Here is a 21,848-nt window from a genome sequence, read left to right as displayed (position 1 = left end):
ATGGCAAGATTGATTGCAGATTAAATTGTTACAATATAACATACCATAAGATTTTTATTTGGACACTGTTATGAGTCAAAAAGATTAGTTGGATCAGGCTATTTAAGCTGCAAAGTAATAAGTGGCTTTCCGATCTTAGAGAATTTTAACGACTTATCGCAGCCAATAATCACCTTATCGCAACGTATGAGGTCAATTGTAGTAAGACACAGTATGCTGGGCTCATTGATCACATGGTGATACCTGCCTCACATAAGTGCTTTTTTGTAGCACTTTTTGTAATTCGTTTTAACCGCTATGCAAATCAAGAGCTTATAAAACGTATGTGCAAGGTTATATCGACACAATTTAATTTTAAAAATGACAAGAGAAAAACTATGAAACACCTAATCGCAACCGCGATCAGTTCTGCGCTGTTACTTACAGCCTGTTCAGAACCGCAAACAACAACATCAACGCCTAAATCAGAGCAATCAGCGCCTGTTGCTGCAAATGAGCAAGCTAACCCACTGTTTGTGAAAAGCGTATTACAATACGAAACGCCTGATTTCAGTGCGATTAAAGATGAACATTTCATGCCGGCATTTAATAAAGGCATGTCTGAGCAAATGGCTGAAGTGCAAGCTATTATCAACAATCCAGCAAAGCCTGATTTTGCCAATACGATTGTTGCGCTTGAGAAAAGTGGTGAGCTATTAACACGCACACGCAGTATTTTTTATAACTTAGCGGGTACGGATTCAAACCCGGCACGTCGTGAATTACAAAAAGAGTTAGCGCCAAAACTAGCGGCTCATAGCGACAACATTTTCTTAAATAAAGCACTTTTTGAGAAAGTAGCGGCTATTCACAGCGAAGCTGACAGCCTTGCCTTAACTGCTGAAGAAAAGCGTTTATTAGACGTTTACTACAAACGTTTTGTGCGTGCTGGTGCAAAATTAAGTGCAGAGCAAAAACAACAAATTCGTGATATCAATACAAAGCACTCGAGCTTAACAACTCAGTTCTCACAAAACTTATTAGCGCTGACTAAAACAAATGTTGTTTTAGTGGATGACAAAGCAGAGCTTGAGGGCTTACCAGCAGGTCAAATTGAGCAGCTTGCCAATGCCGCTGCAGAAGCTGGCCATCCAGGCAAATACCTAATTAAGATCACAAACACCACGCGTCAGCCTATTCTGGCAACACTGAAAAACCGCGATTTACGTGAAAAAGTATGGCGTGCATCAGCTGAGCGTGCATTATCGGGCGAAAATAGTAACCGTGATATCGTGGCAGAACTTGCTCACTTACGTGCTCAAAAAGCAAAACTATTAGGTTACGACAGCTGGGCTGATTTTGGTTTAGAGTCGCAAATGGCGAAAAAACCACAAGCTGTATTTGATATGTTTGCGAGCATGATCCCTGCATTAATGCAGAACGTCAACGCTGAGGCCGCTGCAATTCAAGCTAAGATTGATGAGTCAGGTGAGCAGTTCAAATTACAGCCATGGGATTGGTTATTCTACGCAGAGCAAGTGCGTAAAGATAAATATAACCTTGACGAAAATGCAGTGAAAGAATATTTCGAGTTCAACCGTGTTTTAGAAGACGGCGTATTCTTCACCATGAACCGTTTATACGGTATCACCTTTAAACCACGTAACGATATTCCGGTTTATCACCCGGATGTAAAAGCCTATGAGTTATTTGATGAAAATGGTAAAAGCTTAGCCATTTTCTTTGCTGACTACTTCGCGCGTGAAGGTAAACGTGGTGGTGCTTGGATGACTTCTTTCGTTAAACAATCAGGCCTTAAAGAACAAAAGCCAGTTGTCGTAAACGTAATGAACATTCAAAAAGGCGCGAATGGCGAACCTACGCTTATCAGTTATGATGAAGCAACAACGATCTTCCACGAGCTAGGCCATGGCTTACACGGCATGTTCTCAAACGTGAAGTATCCTACTCTATCTGGCACCTCAGTATCACGTGACTTCGTTGAATTCCCATCAACATTTGAAGAAGATTGGGCCATGTACCCTGAAGTTATCGCTAACTATGCAAAACACCATAAAACTGGCGAGCCAATTCCTGATGAGCTACTGAAAAAAGTAATTCAATCACGTAGCTTCAACCAAGGTTTTGATACCCTAGAATACGTTGCTGCTGCACTACTTGATATGGAATGGCATTCACTCTCAGCTGATGCTCCTTTACAAGACATTGAAAAGTTTGAGCAACAAGCGCTTGCAAAACATGGAGTTGATGTAGCATTTGTACCACCTCGTTATAAGTCAGCCTTCTTCTCACACTCAATGGGCGGCGGTTACTCAGCGGGTTACTATGCTTATATGTGGAGTGAAATCTTAGCGGCAGACGCCTTTGCCTTTGTTCAAGAGCAAGGCGGTCTAAAACGTGAAATCGGTGATAAATACCGTAAAGAAATTTTAGAAGTCGGTAACTCACGTGACCTAATGGAATCGTACAAAGCATTCCGCGGTCAAGAGCCAGACACATCAGCATTATTAAAACGCCGCGGCCTAAAAGCAACCGTTCAATAGCTGACCTTAAGCTTTAAGCTGTAAGTCAGAAGTGTGGGGTTATCGAGTGTTTATAACCCCACAGCATTCAACCTGTTGACTCTCCACGTAGGTTGGGTAGAGCGCAGCGAAACACAACATTAAGAAACTGTCAGCCTTCAGCTATCAGCGGTCAGACGCGCGAAACAAGTTTCACGCCTACGAAAAGGTGCTAGGTTCTGGGCTCTAGGACGCGATGTAAAGTCGCTGCTAACTTTCCCCTCGCTAACTTTACTCTCGCTAACTTATAAACAAAAAAGCCCTTACAGCGAACTGTAAGGGCTTTGTTATCACTATTTAAAAGTCTTATTTACGTTTACGGCGACGGCCGATAAGCGCTAGTGGTGCAAGTAGTAGTGTTAAGAAACCAAAGCTACCGCTACTAGATTTCTTCTCTTCATTACTTTCTTCTTGTTCAGCTTCGTTAGTTACGGCAACAGTGAACTGCTCAGATACAGAGTCTGTACCATCGCTCACTGTTACTTCAAATACTAACTCGTCATCACTTGAGATAGCACCAGGCGTGAAGCCTAGAGTCGCAGTATCAGCACCTGTAAGTGTTGCAGTTGTGCCGCTTAGTTGCGTCCATGCATAGCTTAGTGTGTCATCACTGTTACGGTCTGACGCTGTTGCTGTTAATGTGCCTGAAGCTGACTCAGACACTGTCGCATCACCTGCTACCGAAAGTAATGGTAGTGCATTATCACAAGCGAATGTATCACCAGCAATCACATTTGAGAAGATTGGTGTCGTTACATTGCTAACAGTTACGTTATCAATCCACCAGCCAAAGCTACTAACGGCATTATCAGATGAAATACGGAAACGAAGCTTGGCACGGTTACCGTTTAGTTCAGTTCCGAAACGAATTGTTTCGTAGTTACCATACACATCGTTTTCATCAACATTGTTACCTGTGAAGGTATCGCGATCTTGTAGTGCTTGCGCGTCGTTTTCGATTAGAGGGCCATCGTAACCCACATCAAATGTACCACCCATTTCAGTAACATCAACCCAGTTACCGCCGTTTACGCTGATTTCTACAACACCACCATCCCACTCGTTTTCGATTAGGTAGAAGTGCCAGAATGAAACTTCAAAGTCACCCGCAAAACCGATATCAAACTCTCTTGATTCGATTGCAACATCAGACTGGAAGTCATTGTTATTTAGGTACATGGTTTGCTCGCCAAGACCAAACCCAAAGCTATCAAAAAATGGAACGTAACCACCTTTTGCCATGCTTTGCGTGCCAACGGCTAGGTCATCACCTGTCATTACGTTTTCTTTCCAGTCACGTAATGATGCACCTGCAATTTCCATATCGTCAGCAGTTTGTGAACTAACTGGTGCTTTATCTTCAAAGTCCATGTTCACAAGGTAAGATACTTTATCGGTTGCTGCTTCAACAATTTCGTCATCAGCAGACAGTTCAGGGAATGACACTTCGATTTCAAGTGTATCAGCAGTGCCTGCATCATTTAGCGTAAACGTGATAGGCGCGCTTGTTTGTGAAGCATACGGGTTTGTATCGTCGAATGTAATTAAACCATCATTTTCGAACGTTACATCGTGACCGCTAACAACTGTTAACTGTGCTTGTGTACCCGTTAGTACTTCACTACCTGTGTTCATGATGCTAACAGTTAATGTGCCTGTTTCACCTTTATCTAGCACGTTATCGTTTGAACAATAACCTAATTCAGCACCGTTGTAGTTTGCATTCATTGCCACATCTTTCAATGTGAAGCTAGCAAGTTTCATTTTGTCTGATTCAACAACACCGGTTAAATCTTCGCTGAAACGCTCTGGTGCTACAGCACCTAAGCCCATACCACGCTTAGCAAATGCACCTAAGATTAGTTTGTAATCTTCAGGATCAACTGCGTACGCTGCAGCTAAGATAGCATCACGTGCTTCTGTGTATAGCGGAGCAACAGGAGTTAGCTTGTAACCAGCAACTAAGTAGTTAGCCATGCGGTTTTGTGCGTCTTCAAAGCCGTGCTCGTTGATAAGTGCTACATAGCTTTCCCAAAGCATAGTTGCCCAAATTTCACCTGCTGCGTGTGGTGAAGCAACACTTGTTGGTGCAATGCCTACATCAGCACCTTCATTTTCAGTAATGTGACGGAAAGACAGCGGGTTTACTTCCATATTAGTTGAATATGGAACACGACGGATACCGTAGTAGAAATCTTCTACGAAAGTACCGCTACCGTAGGCTTTTTGGAACTTGTCGTTACCTGGAATGTTAATGTCATCAGCTTTAGCAATGAACATAAGTGAGTGGAAATCACCCCAACCTTCGCCCATCGCACGGCCTTGGAAGTTAATAAGACCTGATGAGTTACCCACTAAACGGTTACTGATATAGTGACCCCATTCGTGAGCAATAATACCGTTATCTAGCGTACCGTCTTTTAACGTTGCTTTGTTGAACATGTTCACAGTAACAGTGTCGCCTGCAGCGATACCATCGTAAAGTGCGTGACCGTCAGCATAGTTCAGACCCATGTTAGGAATGATAACGGCATCATCTTCACCGCCCATCGGCGCTGGTTCATCTGTATCAGGGTTGTTGTTTACAACGATTGCACCAATTGCACCCGCTTCTTGAGCGTGTAGTACTTTTGCTGTGAAGTTACAAGAGCCACGATCAACTAGCGCAATTTTGCCAGCAAGTTCAGCTGCATTTGTTGCTGGTTGACAACCATCTGTTACGCTACCAGAATCGGCATCATCGCCATCAACTAGACGAACAACTTCGCCTGCGATATCAGCAAATTGCATTTGACCAAAGCCTGATACTTTAGAAGACTCTAGAAGACCAATTGATTCGTCAGATGTAACAACCACACCAAAATCTACACCCACTTTCGCATCTTTCGAGTTGTATAAATACATTTGCATGCGTGGGCTTGCACCGTCAGCAGGGGTTGCCATATTAGCGTTATTTAAACCGCTATTATCTTGCGCTTGCGCTTCGATAGGGTCGCCTTCTACACCACCACGGCCGTAGTTTGATACTTGCGCAACATTTGATGTTTCGTCAAAACCATGGTCATAGAAGAAATCGTGTAAGAAGTTGTTCATATAGAACAAGTTAACGATAGCTGCTTTACGGTTGTCGTAGCTGTTTGCTACTTGATCAACTTGATAAGGGTAGTCAAATGTGTAATCTGATGTGGTTTCAGCTGTGAAGTCACCTTCTGTAAAACCTTGTGGTGCGATAACATCAGCATAAGCAAATACGTTATTACCTGATGTTGTTGTAGCATCATCAGCAAGCCATGGATCCATCGTGCTTAATTTTTTGTAGTAAGACAGGCTTACAAGTGGTGCATCTAGGATTTCAGTTTCATCAATTTGATCTGGGCCATCAGCTGGGATCACGTCACCGTGTGGACCTTCCCACGGGTAACCATCTTCGTCAGCCCATACACGGTAGTTAAAGTCTGCCGCGTGTGCTTTTAAGTCTTTCTTGAAATAAACTTTGCTGTTTTGCGCACCAATAACGTAGCTGAAGTAATCGCTTTCTAGGCTGTTTTTATCAGCAACTTCTACTTCAACATAGTATGCAGATTGCAGCTCACCCGCTACTTCAAAGAATACTTTCTTAGCACGTGGCTGTCCTAATACAACTTTGTCACCGTTTTGGTTAGACACAGTGTACTTAACATAGTCGCCTTGCTCAGTTGATTTAGTTAACGACACATTGATATCAGCAAGTTCTTTAATTGCACGTTTAATGCTTTGCTCAGCACTTGTGAACTCACCTAGAGGAGCAACTGAACTCGTCACTTTATTTGCGAAATACCCAGAGCCAGCAACTAAATTATGCTCTTTGTCCATAATCAGGTTATATTCACGGTTGAAAACTTCAACGCCGAGTACTTTTTGCTTGTATTTAGCTGTGATTGAGCCAAGTTTTTGCTCAGATAAATCTGTTAATACAGCACTTGAAAAACCTTTTTTCGCAGTGCTAACACCCGTTAAGGCATTTAAATAAAAATCTGCAGCATAGGCATTGCGTTGCTCAGGAAGCACCATCGCCATATCAGGTTTAGCTTGACCAACTGCTTTCCATAAGAACGTAGCTTTACCTAACTGCTCATCGAAAATTGATTTGTGACCCGAAACAGTTCTTCGCTCAGCTAATGCACGTTGTTGAGATACTTGGGGGTTGAATTGCACTTGTGAGCTAACGCTTGAAGTATTATAAAAACGAGTTTGTTCGCTTGCCTGTACTTGAGATGATGCCAAAATAGCCGTTACCATAGTAGCAACTGCTGTTACTTTAAATTGTGACATTATTTACGTTCCCTATTGTTATATTTTTATTTTCGGTTAACAATCATAACCAATTCCAATGTACCTAATAGAACAATTAAAAAACAGAATTAATTGTAAAAAAAAGTAACAAAAAAACAGGTGGGATATGAAAAAAACACTTACAATACAATTCATTACATTGACTTTAGCTCTAATGACTGGCTGTCAAAAAAATGAAATAAGCGAGCAAGATACAGTACAACAACCAACAACCAGTTCACAAAAAGAACAAATTTCAGTTAAAGATGTTAAAAAATCAGTCGAAATCAACAAGCAAAAATTTACGAACGCTTTTAGTAATAATGGCGAAAAAATTACCTTTGATGCACCTACTTTAACCAAGGGCACAGAAGTCTTTAATCACGCAATGCAAGAGCGCGGCATTACAACGGGTGCAATTTACTTAACGCTAAAAGAAAATAGCTTACCGGTAGAGCTTAGCAGTCAATATGCGCTGAAAAAAATGACCAACAAAAGCTACCGTTACCTTGCAGAAAAAGACACTGATTTACTGCAAGTGCAAAACGCTTTTAAACAAAATGCCAATGTCGATATTGTTGAAATTAAAGTTGATTATTCACCGGTAAAAGAGGTGATGTAGGTTGGGTAGAGCGCAGCGAAACCCAACGTGAAGAAGCTGTCAGCCTGTAGCAGCGGGTTTAGCCCGCGTCATGATGCGCTAGGTTCTAGAAGGAGCTGTCAGACGCGTGAAACAAGTTTCACGCCTACATCAAACCGTAGGCGTCATGCTTGCATGGCGTGTCTAACATTCAACGCTATTTTATCAAGCTGATTCAACATTCAAAAACAACACTTTTCGGCTTAAAACTTACAGCTGAAAGCTTAAAGCTGTTTTACCTACTCCACCACAAAATCAAAATAGGTTGCGGGGTATGCTTGCGGTTTGTAAGTAAAATGCCACCATTCCATTGAATAAGGCGCAAAGCCGGCCTCAGTCATCAGGCTTTTTAATTTGTATCGATTGGCTTTTTGCTCTGCACTAATGCGTGGGTCGTCGGTGTTAGAAAGAGTGTCGAACATATCAAATGGTGAGCCCATATCGAGCTCATTGCCTTTTGCATCAACTAAGGTTAAATCAATCGTTGAACCACGGCTATGACCCGATTTAGCAGCGATGTAATCACCAAGCAGTTTGTCTTTGCCCAAGTTTGGATAAAACTCAGCTTTAGTGCGGGTATCTTCTAAATCGTTAACCCAACGTACAAAGTGATCAACAGCGCGCTGCGGGCGATAACAATCATATATTTTCAAGCTCAGGCCTTGGGTTTGCGCTGCTACTTGCACTTTTTTAAGGGCTATAGCAGCACTGTTGTGCAATAAACATTTTGGCGCGTTGTAACCATCAACTGGTTTGCCAACAAAGTTGTGATGGCCAAAATAACGAATATCTAACACAGCATTAGGTAGCAAAGCACCAACATCCACAAATTCGCTGCGTTTATCATCGCTTGAGTCTGCATAAACATTGCCTGTTAAAATAACAGCAATACTTAACAAGGAAGTGGATTTAGTTAAACGAGTCAAAAAAGTGAGTGCCATTTTGGTTTTCCATAAATAACTTAATAACATTCACTATTGCACATTAAATAACTTATTCCAAGATTGGAGACTCAGAAATAGTTGTGAAATCTTGGCCATAACTTGCATTAACTACAGAACGATTGCGGCCCGTTTTTTTAGCTTCATATAAGGCTTGGTCAGCGAGTTTAAGTACTTCATCAATGTTCAGTTGCTCAATCGGCCAACCAGATATACCAATAGATACATTAATGCAGCCAACAGGGTCAATGTAGCTTTCAGATATCCGCATCCGCAAGCGTTCTGCAAGCTGATACGCCCGTTTGACCTCAACTCTTGGCATGATCACAATAAATTCTTCTCCACCAGTACGAGCAACAACGTCGCTATCACGAGTTACATCTAACAAAATTTTAGCAAGCGACTGTAATACCACATCACCAATATCATGCCCAAACTCGTCGTTAACCCGCTTAAAGTGATCAATATCGATTGCCAAAACTGCAAACGGGCAGCGCTGTGCAATAAAATGACTTAACTGCGCATCAAAGCTTCTACGGTTGTGTAACCCTGTTAGTGAGTCTGTCTGTGCTTCTTGACGTAACAAACCAATTTTACTGTGTAATAAACCAACTCCCTTTAACATTGCTTTTCTAAGCTCATTACTTTCAAAATACCATGAGCGGATTAGCATTAACTCGCGTGTTGTGGTTGGCCTATCCAGCGTATTTGCGGTTTCAGCAAGTTGCCTCAATGGGCTCGCTATTTTTCTAGCTAATACCCAAATTAATATTAAAGTGATGACACCCACAGGCGCCGTTTTTATGAAGACTTGCCACATTAAATTATCAAGCGGTGCTAATGTGTCTTCAAGGGGTCGTTGTGCAATGACTCCCCAAGGAGCAACGGTTAAAGGAGCAAAGCCAGCCAACATTTCAACCCCTTTGCTATTACTTAACAGTTCAGTTCCGGCTTGCCCTTTCAAAACAGCCTTGATCACAGGGTTTTCAAAAACTTGCTCCCCTATCCTTTTTGTATCAGGGTGATAAAGCAAGCGATGATTCTCATCAACAACATATAAATATGAACCATCGCGATAATAGTGAACTTGTAAAAGCTGGTTTAGAATGCTTGTGCGCTTCAAATATAATGTACCGCCGACATAGCCAATGAATTCACCTTGCTTATCAAATAAAGGCTGAGAAATAAAAATCAGCAAATTTCCCGCCATCGAAATATACGGTTCGCTGATCATCGGGGTTCGATAAGAAAGCGCAGCTTTAGTCCCAAAACTATCAACTTTGCGATTTTTAAGTTTTAAGGATTGCGGTGATACCCCTAAGATATCACCTTGTTTATTAACAATAATGGTCGAGTTAAAACTGTTAGTTTGTAACCTCAATCGTTCTGCTTCAGCATTTATCAACCCTTGATTATTAAAGTCATTTTCAAGAATTTTACCTACATAAGCCAGTTGCTGCTGCGCCGCCAATAAAAAATTATCGGTGGCCGATACCAGTTTAGCTGCGTAAGCTTTGTGATTTTCAAGCGTTTTATCTATTAGTTGTTGCTTTTGAACTTGATAGCTCGAGTAATAACTGTTTAGAAAGGTGATTAGCGTTGCCGAAAACGCTAATAATAAAATTAAGCGGCGCAGATTTAAACCTGCCTTAAGACCATTAAGCACTGTAATTCTCACATCAAAGCCCAATGTCCATATCGGGTACATCTAATACATTTATACTAGCAATTTATCACTACAGCCTCTATAAAACTTTCGTCATAATTTGATTTAGCTCAATGATGATGCAATAAAATCAAAATTTATATTGACAAATAAACTTGCTCAAAAGGAATAATTTATTACAATAAAGAAAAAATATAGAAATTTTTCATGTTTAAACATAGTTCTGCGATCATCAATAAACTCCCTTCACATCGCCTGATGGCGTTAGATGTAATGCGCGGTTTGACTATTACCGCCATGATATTAGTGAATAACCCTGGCAGCTGGGGAGCTATGTATTGGCCTTTGAAGCATGCTGACTGGCATGGTTGGACACCTACCGATTTAATTTTTCCTTTTTTTATTTTTATTGTCGGCATGTCTATCACGCTATCAGTAAATAGCTTGCGTGCTAAAGGGATCAGTAATCAACACATACTAAAAGCAGGGGTTATTCGTACCATGAAACTCATTGCCCTCGGTTGGTTTTTAGCTCTATTTTATTACAACTTTCGAGACCCTTCTTTTAGCTGGGTTGATGGCAAGTTATTGCAGCTGCGCGTGTTAGGCGTGCTGCAACGTATCGGTTTGGTCTATTTAGTAGCTCTGTGTTGTTATCTTTATTTATCACCTAAGAAAATAGCCATAACTTGCATCGCTCTTTTATTGTTTTACGGCGCAGCCATGCTTTATATCCCTTATACCTTGCCAAACGGCGAGGTAGTGAGTGGATTATGGTTACATGGCAATAACTTAAGTGCCTTCATAGACAATGCCGTACTTGGTAGTCATCACCTGTATTATGCCAACGCTAAGCCATTACCATTTGACCCTGAAGGACTGTTCTCAACACTGCCTGCCATTGCAAGTGCGCTAAGCGGCATATTGGCTGCGGTTTATTTAACTAAGCAACCCGAACTTAAAAAACAAGCCCGTACACTTATCTTACTGGGCACATTAGCCGTTATTGCCGGCTATGCGATTGCACCAATAACGCCTATCAATAAAGCCTTATGGACGCCGAGCTATGTGCTACTCAGCTCAGGGCTTGCAGCTATTTTCTATGCACTGTGCAGTGCTATTTTAGATATTTATAAGCTGCGTAGTTGGGGCGCTCCGTTTATTGTATTTGGTGCGAATGCGATATTATTTTTTATGTTTGCGGGCGTGTTTGCACGGCTATTAATTATGATCCCGCTCGGCGATAGCAGTTTAAAAGGCAGTATTTATGGCTTAATACAATTAGTGATCAGCAATGATTACCTCGCTTCATTTAGCTTTTCACTGCTGTTTTTAATGGTGTCTTATGGGGTGATGTACGGCTGCTACCGCAAAGGCATTTTTTGGAAAGTGTAAGCTTTAAAAAATAGATGAGCCAGTCAGCAACTGGCTCATCAAATTAGCAATTAAGCCTGTTTTATTGCATGGCTTTGCTTATCGAGTAGATACAAAATTGACTGATAACTAATGCCACTGTGTTCAGTTAAACCAATTTCGCAACTACGGCTATTAGACACACCCCGACTACAGTTTTTTGGCACGTGTTGTTTAAGGGTTTTTAACGCATTGCCATTGAGTTCTGGCAAGTTAAAGCCCTTATCACCTGCAAAACCACAACACTCAATATCAGCTGGAATAATCACCTCATTACTACATGCCTTAGCAAGTGATACTAGGCTTTGCTCTTTACCTAATCGCTTAGAACTACAAGTAACATGGAGCATCACCGGCTCATTTACGGGGGTTACCTGCAAATTAGGCAGTAAATGTTGGGCTGCAAAATCAGCACTTTCATAAATTTTGAGTGCCGTATTTTGCGCGGCATTAAGAGTAGTAAGTGCACAAGGGCTGGCATCAAAAACAATGGGATATTGGCCATTATTTGAAAGCGCCTCGAGCTCAGTAAGTAACTGCTCACTTTTATTTTTAGACTCTTCATTAAAGCCTTTACTAGCAAATGGCATACCGCAACAAAGTGAATCTACTTGATGCGGAAGTAGCACTTCATAACCTGCTTTGGCAGCGAGCGAATAAATTACATCAAGCAGTGGGCGCTTATCATCGGCAAGTTTATCAGCCGCAAAAATCCGGCTTGCGCAGCTTGGCATATACACCAACTTTTTCGTTTGTTGGAGCTGCTTGAATTGCTTATTAATTGGTTGCTCAGCTCTTGGCCATGCCGAGTAATACAGCGGTGTGCCAAGCAACTTATTAGCAGGCTTGCTTAGGCTTCTTAGGTTACTGCTGCCGATTGCTTTTTCGAGCAACTGCATCACAGTTAAACCAAACCGTGCACCCGTAGCAACAACCGCAAAATGCTTGCTAGCAAAACGTGATAATGATCGCGCAACTTTGTTTGATGAGGCTTGCTCTGCTCTGAGCGATTTTATAAATTCGCCCGTGTTTATTCCCACCGGGCATTTAAGGCCACAAAGGCCCGTTGCCGCGCATGAATCAATACCTAAGTATTTAAAGTCGGCCTCGATAACACTGAGCTTTTGATTTAACTTCTGCTTGCTTGCTAAATCTTCGGTTGTTAGCAATTGATTGTGTAACTCAGTGCGGTGTCGCCATAAAGTAATACGCTGCCTCGGTGTTAAGCTAAGCCCTTTTGACAGGCAAACAACTTCGCAAAAACCACATTCAATACAGGTATCGATAATATCATCACTTTTTGGCATGACTTTTAAATGCTGAGTGTGAGCATTTTTGTCGTGATTTATAATAACCCCAGGGTTAAGAATATTTTGTTTATCGAATAATGCTTTAAGCGCAACCATCACCGCAAAGCCATCGTCTCCCCATTCGGTGGCAACAAACGGTGCCATGTTACGCCCAGTACCATGCTCAGCTTTTAATGACCCTTTTAGTTCAACCGCCACTAAGTTCGCCACATCAGCCATAAATTGTTCGTATCGGCTTACTTGCTCTGGTGTATCGAAAGCTTGGGTGAATACAAAATGCAGATTTCCGGCAAGGGCATGCCCAAAAATAATGGCTTCATCATAACCATATTTGATAAATAATCGATGCAGCGCATTCACGCCCTCAGCTAATTTATCAAGAGCAAAAGCAACATCTTCAATAATCACTGTAGTGCCTGTTTCGCGCACTGCGCCAACCGCAGGAAACGTGCCTTTTCGGATATTCCAAAGGGCCGCATTACGGGCGCTGTCTGCTGAAAACTCAATCGCTGCCAGTTGGCTTTGCTTAAACTCGGCAAGAAGTTGTTCGGTGACCTTTGTGAGCACATCGAGAGCCTGTGCATTTTCAGCTCTTAACTCAATTAACAGTGCCGCTGATTGCTCTGGGTAGCTGGCCACTTCTTTTGGCATTATGGCGTGTTCAGATACCGACATCAGGGCACGTTTATCTAGCAGCTCAACGGCCGCAACATCAACTTCACTCAGCCTTTGTACCAGCTCACACACCTTGCTGATATCGTCAAAAATAAAGAAACCTGTGTGTTTGTACTTATGCTCAACCACGGTGTGGTAAGTGATATCGGCGATAAAAGCTAAGGTGCCTTCAGAGCCGATAATTAAGTGCTTAATGATTTCGATTGGATCAGAAAAATCCAGCAGTGCATTTAAACCATAACCCGTGGTATTTTTTAAACGGTATTTATGGGCGATGCGCTCACTCAAATCGGGGTTTTGCTTTACCCTATCAACAAGGCTCATTAGCTCATCAACCCAAAGACTATGGCTTTGTAAAAAGGCATTACAGCTTTGGCTATCAGCCGTATCTAGCACAGTGCCATCGGCAAAAATGAGGGTCATATCTTTTACTGTGTGGTAGCTGTTTTGCGCCACCCCACAACACATACCCGATGAATTATTTGCCGCCATTCCGGCTATTTTGCAGCTATTAATTGAAGCGGGATCAGGGCCAATTTTTTTACCAAACGGGGCTAATACTTGATTTACTCGAGCACCAATGATCGACGGTTGTAAACGGATTGCCTCGGCGTCATCAATAATCTCAAACTTGCTCCAACTATCGCACAATAAAACTAATACCGAATCGGTAATTGCTTGCCCAGATAAACTCGTGCCAGCGGCGCGAAAAGTAATGGGAACCTGTTGCTCGTTGGCAGCAATGATCACTTGCCGTGCTTGATTTTGATTGCTCACTAATACAATTAACTCAGGGATTAATCGATAAAAGCTAGCGTCAGTCCCGTACGCATAACGGCGCGAGTAATCTTCTATTAATGCAGACTCTGGTAAAAAAGGTTTAATTTGCTGTTTAAATGCGTGCAATCGAGTAAAAGCCATCTCGCCCCCAGGCTTGTCATATTTACGCTGATGATTATGGAATATATTATTACTTTAAATTGTACTAAAAAGCGACCCATTAAATTGATAAATTATCAACTTGCCACGCTTTTCATCAGTATAAAGGTTTGGTTACTTAAGCTTATTAGCCCTATTTGGTGATCTAACTTAGCTTTTTGCAGTCGGACTCAAAAACCGCTAGGGTAGCAAAAAAATACTGTATTTATATTTAAAAACCCATTAACATCAAGAATAATTTATTCTAAAAACTAAATAAGCGTTTTGCTTTGGAGCTTGCTGTGTTAAATAAGTTTGCACTATCGTCACTGGTTATCGGATTAGGATGTTTCATGCCATTACAATCATCATTTGCTGAGTCTGCATTAACTTTAAAACAACAGTTAGGGCAAAAGCTCATGCTTGACCTACGTTATTACTGCGAGCAAGACCCGGGTGAGCAAAAATGCCGTACACCGGTGACAGAACTGCCGGCCGATTTAGCAAATATCATCACTAAACATAACATTGGTGGGGTGATCTTATTTGCAGAAAATATCGATACTGTGCCGCAAGTGATCAAACTTAACAATGACCTACAAAAAGCCGCTGCTAAGTCAGAGTTAGGCTTACCGCTGTTTATTTCGATAGACCAAGAGGGCGGCCGAGTTGCCCGTATTCCTCGTGATGTAGGTACATCGTTTACCGGTAACATGTCGATTGGCGCGACCTATAAAGAGCATGGTACCCACTTCGCGACTGAGTCTGCCCGCATTATTGCCGACGAGCTATTAGCACTGGGTGTTAATGTTAACTATGCACCCACGGTTGATGTAAACATGAACCCAGATAACCCCGTTATTAACGTGCGCTCTTACGGTGAAGATCCGCAATTGGTTGCAAAACTAGGTGGTGCCCAAGTAGCTGGGTTTGAAAACAACGGCGTTATTTCATCGTTAAAGCACTTTCCGGGGCATGGCGATACCAATGTAGATAGCCACACAGGCCTGCCAAAAGTAATGCATGATAAAGAAACCATTTGGCAGCAAGACTTACCCCCTTTTAAAGAAATTATTAAAAATCAACAGCCGGGTATGATCATGACTGCACATATCCAATACCCTGCCCTTGACGACAGCACGTTTGTCAGTAAAGAAGGCAAAACCATGATCAAACCTGCAACGATGTCGCGCAAAATCATCACCGACTTATTACGTGACGAACTTGGTTATCAAGGTGTGGTGATCACAGATGCTCTTGATATGGCGGGGATCAGCCACTTTTTTGAACCAATTGAAGCGGTCGTAAATACCTTTGCAGCGGGTGTTGATATTGCTCTGATGCCAATCGAAATCAGAAGCCCTAAAGACTTAGCTGTGCTTGAAGCCCTGATTGAGCGATTAGAACAAGAAGTACAACGCGGCACGTTAAATGCCAACGAAATAAGTGCTTCTGCTACACGCATTTTAAAACTTAAAGAAAAGTTTAAGCTCACTTCGTTGCTTGATGACAAAGCAGCCATCAAAAAAGCGCAGCTTTTACTCGGTGATCAAAGCCATAGAAAAGTAGAAGCCGAATTAGCATTAGCTGCTATCACTGAAGTGAAAAACGAGAAAAACACCTTACCGCTTAGCATTAAATCGAACAGCAAAGTGCATATTATTATGCCAGATACCCGTAAATGCTATGCTCTGCAGCAGGCGTTAATTGACACCACCGATAAGTTAATCAGCTTTAGCTGCACAAGTTTGCAAGGTTATGAGCCGCTTGCAACATTAAAAGAAATTAACGAAGCGGATATAATCATTGCCGCCAATGCGTCACCAAAACAAAGTGCTGTTGAAGTCGGCGGGATGGATGACTTAGCTGACAACCCGGAGTTTGCAATTGCTAAAGCCGACCAATCTGCGGCATTAGAGTCATTGCTAAAACAAGCAAAATTAGCCCATAAGAAGACTATATTTGTAAGCTTACGTGCCCCTTACGATATTGCCCAATTCGGGAAATTTAGCGACGCTGTACTTGCTACTTATGCTTACAATATTGATGTAGATACTGATGAGAAAATTGCAGGGCCAGCTTTCACAGCACTGGCAAAAGTATTACTAGGAAAAGCTCCTGCAAAAGGACAGCTACCCGTTACTATTAATGATCTGAACTGAGTGTTATTGTAAAACTATCAGTTAAGCATTTGGTAAGGATCGGTATATGCAAAAAAATGCATCATTAACCACTCCCGCAGCTATACGAAAAATGGTTCGCGCAGGAGATTACAGTGGTAATACATCGGGCTTTGCACCGGGCTTTGTGCAGGCTAATTTAGTCATTTTACCCAAACAGTACGCGTTTGATTTTTTGCAGTTTAGTCAAGCAAACCCAAAATCGTGCCCAATTATTGCCTCTAGTCGCTTACCGGGCGTTGCCGATATGCCAAGTGTTGGTGAAGACATTGATATTCGTAGCGATTTACCTCGTTATCGCGTCTTCAAACATGGCCAAATGGTTGAAGAAGTAACCGATATTACCCGTCACTGGCGCGACGATTTAGTCACCTTTTTAATTGGTTGCTCGTTCTCATTTGAAGAAGCGCTGATTGCCGCAGGTCTTGAAATCAGAAACATCAGCGAGCAAAAGAATGTGCCTATGTATGTGACTAATATGGCGTGCCAGAGTGCGGGAATTTTCCACGCCAATATGGTTGTGAGTATGCGCCCGATGAAACCTGCCGATGCCATTCGCGCTATCCAAATTTGCAGCCGCTTTCCAAGTGTACATGGTGCGCCAGTGCATTTTGGCGACCCTGCTGCAATTGGCATTAAAGATATTAACAAACCTGAGTTTGGTGATGCGGTGACCATTAAAGAAGGCGAAGTGCCCGTATTTTGGGCCTGTGGTGTTACTCCACAAGTCGCGATTGCCAACGCGGCTCCTGATTTTTGTATCACACATAGTCCAGGACACATGCTGATCACTGATATTCCAAATAGTAAAATGGCAGCGTTATAAATGACGATGAAATTAAACTGCGACCTTGGTGAAAGCTATGGCATGTGGAAAATGGGCTTAGATGAGCAAGTTATGCCACATATTGATATGGCAAATATTGCTTGTGGCTTTCATGCTGGCGATGCCGATGTGATGGCAAACACCCTAGCCCTAGCCAAGCAGCACAAAATAATGGTTGGCGCGCACCCAAGTTACCCAGATAAGCAAGGTTTTGGTCGCCGCTCAATGGTTATGAGCGAAAAAGAGCTGACTAATTGCCTGCATTATCAAATTGCTGCAATTGACGGTATGGCTGCAATACATGGTTTAACGCTCGAATACGTTAAGCCACATGGCGCACTGTATAACGACATGATGAGTGACGAGCAAACGCTGAATATTGTCATGCGCGCAGTGGCAAGTTATGCAAAACCATTAAAATTAATGATTTTAGCTACCAACCAAGCTGCCAAACACAAAGTACAAGCCAACGATCTGCAACTAGAACTCATTTTAGAAGCGTTTGCCGACCGTCAATACACAGACGAAGGTAAACTTGTTGCACGTTCTTTAGCGGGCAGCGTACACGACAAAGCGGCGCTAATGGCACAGGTAAAACAGTTAGTTGCACATGGCACAGTTACAACGCGAAGTGGTCAGCAGCTGGCACTTAATGCCGATAGCCTGTGTGTACATGGCGATAATGAAGCGGGTATTGCACTCATTCAAGAGATCAAAGCACTATGTCAGCAAGCCTAAGCGACGCTGCGCTCAGCCAACACATTGAAACCATGATGGTTGAACAAAACCCACGTGGTATGCAGCATTTATACGCAAAACAACTAACGGGTACGTATTTACGCGCAGCAAAATACCTTTATAAAGCACAAGGTACTGTGTTGATAGGTACGGGCTTTGCGGTCAACAATACCTTCGAGACTGATGGTCCGGTTGGTGCAATTGCACTTTACAAGGTACTCGAAAAGCTTGGTAAACAGCCTATTTTGGTTACTGGCAACCCCCTTTACAGTGCCCTGAAAAATGACTTTAACTGTTTTGAGCTACCTATAAATAGCATTGATAATGCACACACTTTTAGCATTAAAGCCCTTGCGCAGCTAAAACCTGAGTGTGTTTTATCAATAGAACGCCCGGGGCTTAACGAGCATCAGCGTTATTATAATATGCGCGGTATTGATATTTCGGAGCATTGCGGCTGCTTTGATTTTTTTGTGACAGAAGCACCTTGCCCCACCATAGCGATTGGTGATGGCGGTAACGAAATAGGCATGGGTAACCTTGCACAGCATATGCAAGCGCTAAACATCACTCCTTGTTTAACAACCTGTGATGAGCTGTTACTCGCCGATGTATCTAACTGGGCAGCATACGGGCTCATTGCCTTTTTAAGTCGCTGGCATAACACTGATTTGTTGGCTGATATTGAGCCACTCAACATTTTACATTACCTAAGTGAGCGCGGTAGTGTCGATGGCGTCACCCATAAAAATGAGCTCACCGAAGACGGCCTGCATGCAATGCATGGTCAACAATTAATAACTCGGCTTCGCCAAATTGGCGGCTTTACGACAGAGAATGAGGTTTAACAATGGGCACGGTATACCTAAACGGTGAATACCTTGGCGCTGATGAAGCAAAGATTTCACCCATGGATCGCGGCTTCTTATTTGGCGATGGCATCTATGAAGTGATCCCATCATACCAAGGCAAAATGCTTGGCTTTGGCGCACACATTGAGCGTATGAATAACGGTTTAAACGAACTTGAAATTAAGCTCGATTACAGTGCCGATACGTGGCGTAAAATCTGTAATGATTTATGCGAGAAAAACCAAGGTGATAATCTAGGGATTTATTTACACGTGAGCCGTGGCGCTGATACTAAACGTGCCCACGGTTACCCAACTAATATTACCCCGACCGTATTCGCGTTTGCTTTTGAAATTCCGGCAGAGCCAAAAGGCGATATCGACAATGCAACAACTTACACCGTATCACTTGAGCAAGACCGTCGCTGGCAACGTTGCCATATTAAATCAACGGCACTGCTTGGCAACGTGATACATTACCAGCACGGTGCAGCAGCGGGCAACAAAGAAACCATTCTTTTTAACCGCTTAGAAGAAATAACCGAAGCTAGTTCAAGTAACGTGTTTATTGTTAAAGATGGTGTGATCAGTACGCCACCACTTGATAACCAAATTTTACCGGGGATCACCCGCTGGTTAATCCTCAATATTCTTCACAGTTACAGTAACTTTAAAGTGCAAGAGCGCATTATTAGTAAAGACGAGTTACTTGATGCCGACGAAGTATGGATCACCAGCGCCACTAAAGAAGTTGGCCCAGTTGTAAAAGTAAATGGCAAGTTAGTTGGCGATGGTAAGCCTGGTGCAGTTTGGCAACAAGTGCAAAGCTTGTTTACCAAGCATAAGTTTGATTACTAATTTAATCGCTCTCAAAAACAAACGCCTACTGCAAGTAGGCGTTTTTGTTTTAGCTTTTATTTGCTTTATAAGGCCAAGCTTGCAAGAGGCCGTCACTGGTTTCTGAATATAGTTGCTTACCATCGTAAGCCACACTCAGAACCGACGTTCGCTGGCGCTGTTGTTTAGCTTCGTATTCAGCGATTAGTTCACCATCTGCAACGCGATATAAACGCATCTTCATTTTTGGCGAGCCCGTTAATAGCCATTTATCTTGATTAATAAATTGCGATGCAGTGAACTCAATAAAGTTAGAATATGAAGCCACTTCTGATAGCTCTTTTTTATTGGCTAAATCAAAAAATACACGATCATCAACCGAGTCAATTGCAAAGCCCAAGCTTGCTGTTTTATTTAAAGTAACGTGATTAACTCTGGTCGCTAAACGCTCTTCAAAGCGAGTGCTGCCATCGCTCGTTGACCAAAGCTTTACGTACTTGTCGCTCGAGCCGGTAAACGCCCACTGCCCATCAGCCGATAACGCCACGCTATTAATATCTAAACGATGAATATTAAAACGCTTAGTATCACCTGTGCGGGTATTTATTACCTCAGCCTTGCCGCTACGATAAGCGATAACCAACGTATCGCCTACGGCTGAAATAGCGATGTCTCTAGCGATTTCTTGCCCGGTGAGCCAAGTACCAATACTACGCCCAGTGCGAGTATCGTATAAAGTCACCGATAATCGATTTGAAATGAAAAAACGAGATTTATTAGCGCTAAAACCCACAAGCTCAACATGTTCAGCGCCCTGCCCTGTTATACAATCGTATAGACGCGCTTTTAACTGATTATCCCAAACGCACACCTCAGATTGGGTTGCCACTAACGCGTGACTAGCATCCTCGGTTAGTGCCGTGGCACTTAGTAACTCATTGCCATGGGCAAACTCACTACTAGCAGGGGCAGTAAACACCTCACCTCCACCACAGCCCACAAGGCTCAGTGCAAATACACAAGCAAGAGGTTTAAAAAGTTTCGACGTCATGATTATTCTCAATTTTATAATTATTTTTGTATTGGCGCAGTGTAATGAAAATAAGCGGAAGTTGGTAGGGGAACTAGCTGTCAGCTTTCAGCCGTCAGCCATCAGTTTTTGTAGGCGTGAAATTTATTTCGCGCGAAGCGCTGGCAGCTGTGCGATGCAGCGGCGCGCCATGCGAGCATGGCGCTTACTCAAAACGATTATTGGTCTGTTCTGCTCACGATTTCGTAGCCTTCAGCTTCATAATCATTGATGCATTTTTGAAATTTATTTTGAAGTTTTATTTCATCAAAAAAGCCTAGTGAGTATGCATCACACTTTACTTTCATATGTTCACTGTTTTCCAAAACCGCATTTAGTTTGAGCTCAGCAAAACCAAATTTATAGGCTAATTCTGTGAACTGTGAATACAGAACCAAAAGCAGTACAGCGAGAAGGGTAAGCGTTAGTGTATTTTTCATTTTTATTTCCTTTAAAAGTGTTGGTAAAAAGTCTGGAGCAATTATCGAACCAACAATATAACCTCATATAAATCAATAAAATGGATTATTCACGCAAAAGCATAGTTAATTTTTCCACCAATAAATAGTGAAAAAGACAACTTTCCCGAAAAAAAATACAACCGTATTGTGATGCGTGTTTTTAAGGTGCGAAGTACGAGATTCGAGATGCGAAGTATGAGATTCGAGGTGCGAAATGCGAGGACCGAGATGTGAGGTAGGAGGTGCTTTAGCGCCGAACAACAACTTCCTAATCACAGCTTAAGATTACCCTACAATTTTCTTGTAGGCGTGAAATTTATTTCGCGCGAAGAGCCGGTAGGTATGCGATGTTACTGGCGTGCCATGTGAGCATAGCGCAAAGAAGAGTTAAGAGTTACGCGGCATAAAGATACATAAGCTAGGCCCTGTTTCCTAGAGCCTAGCGCCTGTTA

The 21,848-nt window shown here is 42.4% G+C and carries 14 protein-coding genes; 8 read left to right on the top strand and 6 right to left on the bottom strand.

What is annotated here, in order from left to right; genetic code table 11:
* Nucleotides 1-377: 377 nt before the first annotated feature.
* Nucleotides 378-2,543: a M3 family metallopeptidase gene (locus AOG27_RS12710; protein WP_054553617.1), complete on the top strand. Its 2,166-nt coding sequence runs from the start codon at nt 378-380 to the stop codon at nt 2,541-2,543.
* 324 nt (nt 2,544-2,867) lie between these two features.
* Here AOG27_RS12710 and AOG27_RS12705 read toward each other — a convergent pair whose 3' ends face one another.
* Complete coding sequence (locus AOG27_RS12705; RefSeq protein WP_054553395.1) at nt 2,868-6,872, bottom strand: rhombosortase-dependent M36 family metallopeptidase; 4,005 nt, start codon at nt 6,870-6,872, stop codon at nt 2,868-2,870.
* Nucleotides 6,873-6,999: 127 nt separating this feature from the next.
* On the opposite strand from AOG27_RS12705, the gene AOG27_RS12700 reads away from it, so the two are divergent.
* Nucleotides 7,000-7,494 (top strand): hypothetical protein, encoded by a 495-nt coding sequence (locus tag AOG27_RS12700; protein WP_054553394.1) that lies wholly within the window; start codon nt 7,000-7,002, stop codon nt 7,492-7,494.
* A gap of 257 nt (nt 7,495-7,751) precedes the next feature.
* On the opposite strand, the gene AOG27_RS12695 is transcribed toward AOG27_RS12700, so the two are convergent.
* Both AOG27_RS12695 and AOG27_RS12690 read right to left on the bottom strand, forming a co-directional pair.
* Nucleotides 7,752-8,453 carry a M15 family metallopeptidase gene (locus AOG27_RS12695; RefSeq protein WP_054553393.1) on the bottom strand — a complete coding sequence of 234 codons (702 nt, stop codon included), beginning with the start codon at nt 8,451-8,453 and terminating at the stop codon, nt 7,752-7,754.
* A gap of 52 nt (nt 8,454-8,505) precedes the next feature.
* A complete protein-coding gene (locus AOG27_RS12690) occupies nt 8,506-10,131 on the bottom strand; it encodes a sensor domain-containing diguanylate cyclase (RefSeq protein WP_235523699.1) in 1,626 nt (541 codons plus the stop codon).
* A 195-nt stretch (nt 10,132-10,326) separates the two neighbouring features.
* Between AOG27_RS12690 and AOG27_RS12685 the strand changes: the two genes are divergently transcribed.
* A complete protein-coding gene (locus AOG27_RS12685) occupies nt 10,327-11,514 on the top strand; it encodes an acyltransferase family protein (RefSeq protein WP_054553392.1) in 1,188 nt (395 codons plus the stop codon).
* Between the two features lie 50 nt (nt 11,515-11,564).
* Here AOG27_RS12685 and AOG27_RS12680 read toward each other — a convergent pair whose 3' ends face one another.
* Entirely contained in the window at nt 11,565-14,438 is a 2,874-nt protein-coding gene (locus AOG27_RS12680; RefSeq protein ID WP_054553391.1) for an FAD-binding and (Fe-S)-binding domain-containing protein, read from the bottom strand.
* Between the two features lie 350 nt (nt 14,439-14,788).
* On the opposite strand from AOG27_RS12680, the gene AOG27_RS12675 reads away from it, so the two are divergent.
* From AOG27_RS12675 to AOG27_RS12655, 5 genes are read left to right on the top strand one after another with little or no spacing between them, the layout of a single operon-like run.
* Nucleotides 14,789-16,597, top strand: coding sequence for a glycoside hydrolase family 3 protein (locus tag AOG27_RS12675; protein ID WP_054553390.1), 1,809 nt, complete (start codon nt 14,789-14,791; stop codon nt 16,595-16,597).
* A 46-nt stretch (nt 16,598-16,643) separates the two neighbouring features.
* The gene (locus tag AOG27_RS12670) at nt 16,644-17,441 is read left to right on the top strand and encodes a putative hydro-lyase (RefSeq protein WP_054553389.1); all 798 of its coding nucleotides are present in this window, start codon (nt 16,644-16,646) and stop codon (nt 17,439-17,441) included.
* Nucleotides 17,442-17,447: 6 nt separating this feature from the next.
* Entirely contained in the window at nt 17,448-18,179 is a 732-nt protein-coding gene (locus AOG27_RS12665) for a 5-oxoprolinase subunit PxpA (RefSeq protein WP_054553615.1), read from the top strand.
* Entirely contained in the window at nt 18,164-19,027 is an 864-nt protein-coding gene (locus AOG27_RS12660; protein ID WP_054553388.1) for a glutamate cyclase domain-containing protein, read from the top strand. The genes AOG27_RS12665 and AOG27_RS12660 overlap by 16 nt, the downstream gene beginning before the upstream one ends.
* A 2-nt stretch (nt 19,028-19,029) precedes the next feature.
* A complete protein-coding gene (locus AOG27_RS12655) occupies nt 19,030-19,887 on the top strand; it encodes an aminotransferase class IV (protein WP_054553387.1) in 858 nt (285 codons plus the stop codon).
* A 49-nt stretch (nt 19,888-19,936) separates the two neighbouring features.
* On the opposite strand, the gene AOG27_RS12650 is transcribed toward AOG27_RS12655, so the two are convergent.
* Nucleotides 19,937-20,917: a WD40 repeat domain-containing protein gene (locus AOG27_RS12650; RefSeq protein WP_054553386.1), complete on the bottom strand. Its 981-nt coding sequence runs from the start codon at nt 20,915-20,917 to the stop codon at nt 19,937-19,939.
* Between the two features lie 197 nt (nt 20,918-21,114).
* Nucleotides 21,115-21,375, bottom strand: a complete 261-nt coding sequence (locus AOG27_RS12645; protein WP_054553385.1) for a hypothetical protein — start codon at nt 21,373-21,375, stop codon at nt 21,115-21,117.
* Nucleotides 21,376-21,848 lie beyond the last annotated feature (473 nt).

Origin of the sequence: Pseudoalteromonas lipolytica, assembly GCF_001306915.1 — a bacterium.
Taxonomy (GTDB): domain Bacteria; phylum Pseudomonadota; class Gammaproteobacteria; order Enterobacterales; family Alteromonadaceae; genus Pseudoalteromonas; species Pseudoalteromonas simplex.
Note: the sequence above shows the minus strand (reverse complement) of the source record. Positions and strands in the feature narration are given on the sequence as shown.